Raw genomic sequence first — 6,411 nt, 5'->3', positions numbered from 1 at the left:
GCGCAAGAACACGTCGGCGTAGCCGGCCAGACTGACCACGCCCTCCTGGATGCGCGCGCCGCCGGAGTCGTTGATGCCGATGACCGGCGCGCCGTTGCGCATGGCCATGTCCATCACCTTGCAGATCTTCTCGGCGTGGACGCCGCTCAGGCTGCCGCCGAAGACGGTGAAGTCCTGGCTGAAGACGTAGACAAGGCGGCCGTCGATGGTTCCCCACCCGGTGACAACGCTGTCGCCCAGGATCTTCTTCTTGTCCATGCCGAAGTTGATCTCGCGGTGGACGACCAGGGCATCGACCTCGCGGAAGGAGCCTTTGTCGAGCAGCACCTCGATCCGCTCGCGCGCCGTCATCTTACCCTTGGCTTTGCGGGCAGCCAGCTTGTCCTCGCCGCCACCCATCTGGCCCTGCTTTTTGAGCTGACGAAGTTGTTCGATCTTGGGGTTCATAGGGTGCGCTGGTCAGCTACCTCCTTGGAAAGAGAAACATCCGCAGATTTGTCTGTGCCATCTAGTGGATGCAGTGGACGCCTTATTAGTTGGATAGAGCGCGATTCGAAGTAGACGCGGGCCGCGGGCCGCCAGAGCGCCCAGGCGGCGAAGCCGACGAACGCGGTATAGGCCAGCGCGGGCAGCGCCGCGGGCGGCGATGGCGCGTAGACCAGGATGAGTCCGAGTTCATAAACACCGTACGCGGCCAGAAGAAACGGAGCCAGGCGCCGCGCCCCGCCGCGACAACGCCACAGCGCCGCCGCCAGCAGCAGGAACGCCGCTGCCCACAGGAAAGCGAGGGCCATTCGCCAGCGAGGATCGGGGCTTAGGGACAGACCGGCCAGCCAATCCGACTGCTGCCACAGGACAATCCCCCGCGCCAGATTCCAGAGAGCCGGCAGCAGAATACCCCATTGAACGATGCGCGTGGTGAAGGGGCGGGGTGGCGGGCTCATCACGGTTCATTATATGCGAACGCCGAAAGCCCTCCAAATGTAGGAGCAGACCTGCGTGTCTGCCCTTGGGCGCACTGCGTGCTCGCGCTCGCCCAGGGCGCACACACAGGTGCGCCCCTACTTGCCGCGCCGCGCAAATGCGGTTACTTTTGACGCCATGAGCCACTCACCGTCCGATTGGGACAACGCCTGGCAAGGGCTGGAGCCGCAACAACCACGTCAGCCGCGCGGCGGCTATTGGATCGCGCTGGCCGCGGCAGCCTTCTTGCTGGTAGCCGTCGTCGCGCTGGGCTACTACGTCCTGCAACAGCGCGGGGCGACCGAGCCTGACCTGACCCTGCCCGGCGAGGAGGCGACGGCCGTCGCCGAAGGCGAAGCGACCGCGCCCCCTGACGGCGCGGCGACGACCGAGAGCGCCGGCCCCGGCATCGCCCCCACGGTCACCCTGCCCGGCGCTTTCGCTACGCCCCAACTGCCGCCGCCCGCCTCGGATGTCGTCGCCGCCCGGCTGGACAGCCCGCCGGCCATTGACGGCGACGCGGCCGAGTGGGGCGCGCTGCCCACCTACTCCTCGCCCCACATCGTCTTCACCGGCAACGGCTGGGACGGGACCGACGACCTGGCCGCCTCGTGGCAGGTCGCCTGGGACGACGATAACCTCTACCTGATCGCCAACGTGGCCGACGACATCCATGCCCAGAGCCAGACCGGCAACCAGACCTTTCGCGGCGACAGCGTGGAACTCCAGATTGACGCCGACCGGGCCGGCGACTTCGGCCCGACCATCAGCCCCGACGACTTTCAGCTCACCCTGTCGCCCGGCAACCTGGCCGATCTGCCGCCATCGGCCTTCCGCTTCCAGGGCGTGGCCGATGGCAGCATGCTCGACGCGACCACACCCCACAGCATCATCGTCGCCGCCCGCGGCGACGGCGGCGGCTACGTGCTGGAGGCGGCCATTCCCTGGCGCGACCTCGGCGTCACTCCGTCGCCCGGCCTGGTCATCGGCCTGGCCGTCAACGTTAACGACAACGACCGTCCCGGCTCAGCCGTGCAGGAGATGATGAAGTCCAACATGGCCGGCCGCCGCTTCGGCGATCCGACGACGTGGGGGACGCTGACCCTGCAATAAGCCGGGCGCACTTGCCTGATGACAATCGCCGCCGCCTGAGGTATCCTAAGCGGATTCTTTTCCCAGGAGCAAGATGAACGGCGGCAAGGTGAACTGGACGTTCTGGGTCGATCAGATTCGAGAGGGAATGTGCACGCCCCTCATCGCCGACGCTGTCTCCCGCGACTTCGTCTTTGGCGACCGGGACATCGTGGGCGATTGGGCCAGCGCCATCAACTACCCGATGAGCAACCGCGCCAACCTGGCCCACGTTGCTCACTACCTCTGCATCCTCGAGAATGACGAGTTGGCAGCCAAGCGCAGTTATCTGCGCCACCTCGTCCAGTCGGCGCGCCAAACCACCGGGCCGGGCAGCCCTATTGGCCCGCTCAAACCGCCGCCGGGCGCGGCTCCCGGCGAGGGCAACAGCTTCTCGCAAGTTGCCGCCCAACTGGGCCTGGCGAACTTCACCAAGCAACCCGACAACCCGTTCTTCATCCTGGCTAACCTGCCCATCGTCGTCTACCTGACGACTGGCTACCACCAACTGCTGGAGCAGGCGCTGGAGAGCGTCGGCCGCGCGCCGGTCAGCGACTACTACCGCTGGAACGACGACCTGGATCAACAGGCTAAGGAAGAGCAGATCGCCTATACCCACCAACCGACGGTCGAGCAGCCGCTCGTGTACCACCTACACGGCATTGATACCAAGCCGGAGAGCCTGGTGCTGACCGAGGATAACTACCTCGAGTTCTACGAGCGGGCGTCAGAGGACATTAACCGGCAGGACGGCTTCCCCGTGCCCGTGCGCAACGCGCTGACCAAGAACTCGATCATGCTCCTGGGCTACGACCTGCAAAGCTGGGCCTTCCGCGTCGTCTTCCGGGGGCCGATCCGGTCGCTGTTCACGTTGCGCCGCCCGCTCAGTCTGGCGATTCAGATGGAGCCGGGCCAGAGCAACGGCATCACCGACATGGAGCAGTTCCGCGCCTACGTCCAAAACTACTTCGGCGAATACCGGTTCAACCTCTATTGGGGGAGCGCGGCCGGCTTCACCAGCGAGCTGTGGAAGCAGTGGGAGGCCAGCAGTGGCAACGCTTGACAACCCCTACGTCGGCCCGCGCGCCTTCGAGGAGAAAGACGGCCACCTATTCTTCGGCCGCGACGGCGACGTGGAGAGCCTGCTGGCCCTGGTGCTCTCGCGCCGGCTGGTGCTGTTCTACGCGCCGTCGGGGGCGGGTAAAAGCTCGCTCATTCGAGCCAAGCTCATCCCCCGTTTGCGCGTGGAGGGGTTCGAGGTGTTGCCCATCGGCCGGGTCGGCGCGGCCGTGCGCAGCGACGCCGGCAACATCTTCGTGGACAACCTCATTCGCAGCCTGGAACCAACCGACGCCCAACCGGACAGTTGGGCCGGGCGGACGCTAAGCAGCTATCTGGCCGGCCGGCCGCGCGCGGGCGACACGGCCGAGGACGTGACACCCCGCGTTCTGATCGTCGATCAGTTTGAAGAAATCGTCACCACCCACCTTGAGCGTTGGATGGATCGCGAGGGCTTCTTCAGCGAGCTGCGCGACGCCGTGCGCGACGATCCATCACTGTGGGTCGTCCTGGTCATGCGCGAGGATTACGCGCCCGACCTCGACCCCTACACGTCGCAACTGCCCGGCCGCTTGCAAGCCCGTTTTCAGATGCGGCGCATGGACGCGACGGCGGCGCTGGAGGCCATCGCCAAACCGGCGGTTATCGGCGGCCGGCCGTTCGGGCCAGGCGTCGCCGAGTCTCTTGTAGACAATTTGCGCCAGATCAAGCTGGACGAAGACCGCACCGGCCTGGGCGAGTTCGTAGAACCAGTGCAGCTTCAAGTGGTCTGCTACCAGCTCTGGCAAAACCTGCAAAGGCGCGCGCTGGGGGAGATCACCCTCGAAGATTTGCAGACGCTCGGCAACGTGGATGGGGCGCTGGCCGATTACTATGAGAGCGCGTTGGTGTCGGTGATGGCCGAGGGCGATTGCGCGGAGGGCGAAATCCGCAACTGGTTCGCCTTCAAGCTCATCACGCCGGAAGGAACGCGCGGCACGGTCTATCGCGGCGCGACGGAGACAGCCGGACTGCCCAACTACATCGTCGATAAGCTGGCGGATCGCTACCTGCTGCGCGCCGAGGTGTGGGCCGGCGGGACGTGGTACGAGTTGGTGCATGACCGCTTCGTCGAGCCTATCCGCCGCTCCAACCGGAGTTGGGCAGCCCGCCAAGGCCCGCTCTATGAGGCGGCCCGGGAGTGGGAGCGCGCCGGCCGCCCGGCGTCGATGCTCTTCAGCGGCAACCAACTCCAGCAGGTGCTCGGCGCAACCGATCTCGAGCACGCGCAACCGCCCATCCCCGATTTCCTGCGCTCCAGCGCCACAGAGGAAGAGCGGCGGGTGGCGAAGGAGCAGGCCGACCAGCAGGCGGCCGAGACGCGCCGGCTGCGGCTTATCGCCATCGGCGCGACGACGCTACTATTGATCGCTCTGGGCGCGACCGCCTGGGCCTTGTCGTCGCGGGCGACGGCCAACCGGGAGCGGGCGAGGGCTGAGGCTGCATTCGCCACCAGCGACGCCGCGCGCCAGGCGGCTCTGGCTCTGGTGGCACTCGGCGCTCAGGAGCAACAGCTTGTCCAGCAACTCGCTACCAGCAACGCCGGCGCGCCGGGGAGCGAGCAGATCGACGAGCAAGAGACGGAACTGGCGACCCTTCCGCCGGCCACGCCGTCGCTCTCTACCTCGACTCCGTCACCTCTCGCACTGGAAGAGACGCCCACACCCGAGGGCATAGTTACTGCCATCCCCGAAACCGGCAGCACAGAGACCCCGGCCCCGGCCGCCCCCGCGATTGCAGACGTGCAACAACAACTCATCGACATCCGGGCGACACAAGCGGCCATCGTCGGCAGTCTGGCCCTGGAGATCGGCCGCTCGGCCGGCGGGCGGCCCATCGAGGCCCACCAGTTCGGCAGCGGGCCAGCCGTTGTGCTGCTGGTGGGCGGCCTGAGCGCCGGATTCTCGCCGTCGAGCGTGGCGCTGGCCGACCAGGCCATCACTTACTTCAGCAACAATCCTGCCGACATCCCGCCCGGCTTCGCCATCCACATCGTGCGCAACGCCAACCCCGATAGCCCGATCACACCGGGCGAGCCTCCCGGCCGGCTGAACGCCAACGGCGTCGATCTCAACCGTAATTTCGACTGCGGTTGGACGAGCACCGTCACCTTTCGCCAGCAGCCCGTGAACGCCGGCGCGGCGGCGTTCTCCGAGCCGGAGACGCAAGCGCTGCGCGATTACATCCTGGAAGTCGCGCCTCGGATAGTGATTTTCTTCGGGGCGAGGGCAAGCAACGGACTGGTTGTGCCCGGCTACTGTAATGGGCAAGATGCCGGTTCAACCGCGCCGGGCGATATTTATGCCTCGGCCGCTCGCTACGACCAGTCGCCGGCTGCGCAAACTACGACGACCGGCGGCGGCACTGACTGGGTAGTCGCCCGCGGCATCCCTTCCTTCTTCGTGCTCCTGCGCAACTACGACCGGCTGCCGGACGCCGAGTGGCAGGCCAACCTGCGGGGCATTCAGGCCACCTTCACTTACCTCACCGGCCCGCCGCGCCAATAGAGGAATCTTGGCGCTCTTTGCTTCGTTGCGCTCTGTGCGTGAGCCTCTTCAAATCTGTGTAATCTGTGGATTCTTCCCCCCAAGGAGTGTGATATGACCCCCAAAGTACAAAAGACCGACGCCGAGTGGCGCGCCCAACTGACCCCGGAGCAGTACCACGTCACCCGCGAGAAAGGCACCGAGCGCCCCTTCAGCGGGGCATTGACCTATAACAAGGAAAAGGGCATCTACACCTGCGTCGGCTGCGGCGCGGAACTGTTCAGTTCAGAGCAGAAGTACGACTCCGGCTCCGGCTGGCCAAGCTTCTGGGCCGCGCTCAACGAGAAGAACGTCGGCGAGGATACAGACCGGAGCTTCTTCATGGTGCGTACGGAAGTCCACTGCGCCAGCTGTGGCGCGCACCTGGGCCACCTATTCGACGACGGCCCCCAGCCGACGGGCATGCGCTACTGCATCAACTCGGCCGCGCTGAACTTCGTCAAGGATTAAGCCACACCTGACAGGTTTGTGGCGAACCTGTCAGGTCTCACACTCGGAAGAGCAACCATGACAAACAACATCCCCGCCATCAAACCCTGGGATGCCTTCGGCCAGACGCTCTACGCCTACTGGCAGGGCGAGCCAAACGTCGTCGAGATCATCGAGCGCGACGATGGCTGGATAGACGTCTCGGGCTCCAGTGGCCCCCGCGCCTACTTCGCCCCCTTTGAGG

At 65.8% G+C, this 6,411-nt stretch carries 6 protein-coding genes; 4 read left to right on the top strand and 2 right to left on the bottom strand.

Annotated elements, in window-relative coordinates:
• Both ACE3UY_RS20195 and ACE3UY_RS20190 read right to left on the bottom strand, forming a co-directional pair.
• A partial coding sequence (locus ACE3UY_RS20195; protein WP_374689282.1) for a carboxyl transferase domain-containing protein occupies nucleotides 1-447 on the bottom strand: 447 nt, incomplete at its 3' end.
• Entirely contained in the window at nucleotides 444-944 is a 501-nt protein-coding gene (locus tag ACE3UY_RS20190; protein ID WP_374689281.1) for a hypothetical protein, read from the bottom strand. The genes ACE3UY_RS20190 and ACE3UY_RS20195, both read right to left, overlap by 4 nt.
• 157 nt (nucleotides 945-1,101) lie before the next feature.
• Here ACE3UY_RS20190 and ACE3UY_RS20185 point away from each other — a divergent pair, with 157 nt between their 5' ends.
• The 4 genes from ACE3UY_RS20185 to msrB all read left to right on the top strand — a co-directional run bounded on the left by ACE3UY_RS20185 (nucleotide 1,102) and on the right by msrB (nucleotide 6,188).
• Nucleotides 1,102-2,076: a sugar-binding protein gene (locus tag ACE3UY_RS20185; protein ID WP_374689280.1), complete on the top strand. Its 975-nt coding sequence runs from the start codon at nucleotides 1,102-1,104 to the stop codon at nucleotides 2,074-2,076.
• A 73-nt stretch (nucleotides 2,077-2,149) separates the two neighbouring features.
• Nucleotides 2,150-3,157 (top strand): SIR2 family protein, encoded by a 1,008-nt coding sequence (locus tag ACE3UY_RS20180; RefSeq protein ID WP_374689279.1) that lies wholly within the window; start codon nucleotides 2,150-2,152, stop codon nucleotides 3,155-3,157.
• Complete coding sequence (locus ACE3UY_RS20175) at nucleotides 3,144-5,699, top strand: M14 family zinc carboxypeptidase (RefSeq protein ID WP_374689278.1); 2,556 nt, start codon at nucleotides 3,144-3,146, stop codon at nucleotides 5,697-5,699. Before ACE3UY_RS20180 ends, ACE3UY_RS20175 begins: the two co-directional genes overlap by 14 nt.
• A 93-nt stretch (nucleotides 5,700-5,792) precedes the next feature.
• Nucleotides 5,793-6,188 (top strand): peptide-methionine (R)-S-oxide reductase MsrB, encoded by a 396-nt coding sequence (gene msrB / locus ACE3UY_RS20170; RefSeq protein WP_374689277.1) that lies wholly within the window; start codon nucleotides 5,793-5,795, stop codon nucleotides 6,186-6,188.
• The last annotated feature ends 223 nt before the right edge of the window (nucleotides 6,189-6,411 follow it).

Origin of the sequence: Promineifilum sp. (SeqCode) (genome assembly GCF_041918635.1) — a bacterium.
Classification (GTDB): Bacteria; Chloroflexota; Anaerolineae; order Promineifilales; family Promineifilaceae; genus Promineifilum.
This window is presented reverse-complemented; position numbering and strand designations above follow the sequence as displayed.

Coding starts and splice junctions, on each gene's coding strand:
- ACE3UY_RS20190 (WP_374689281.1), bottom strand. CDS start 944: ATGAGCCCGCCACCCCGCCCCTTCACCACGCGCATCGTTCAATGGGGT.
- ACE3UY_RS20185 (WP_374689280.1), top strand. CDS start 1,102: ATGAGCCACTCACCGTCCGATTGGGACAACGCCTGGCAAGGGCTGGAG.
- ACE3UY_RS20180 (WP_374689279.1), top strand. CDS start 2,150: ATGAACGGCGGCAAGGTGAACTGGACGTTCTGGGTCGATCAGATTCGA.
- msrB (WP_374689277.1), top strand. CDS start 5,793: ATGACCCCCAAAGTACAAAAGACCGACGCCGAGTGGCGCGCCCAACTG.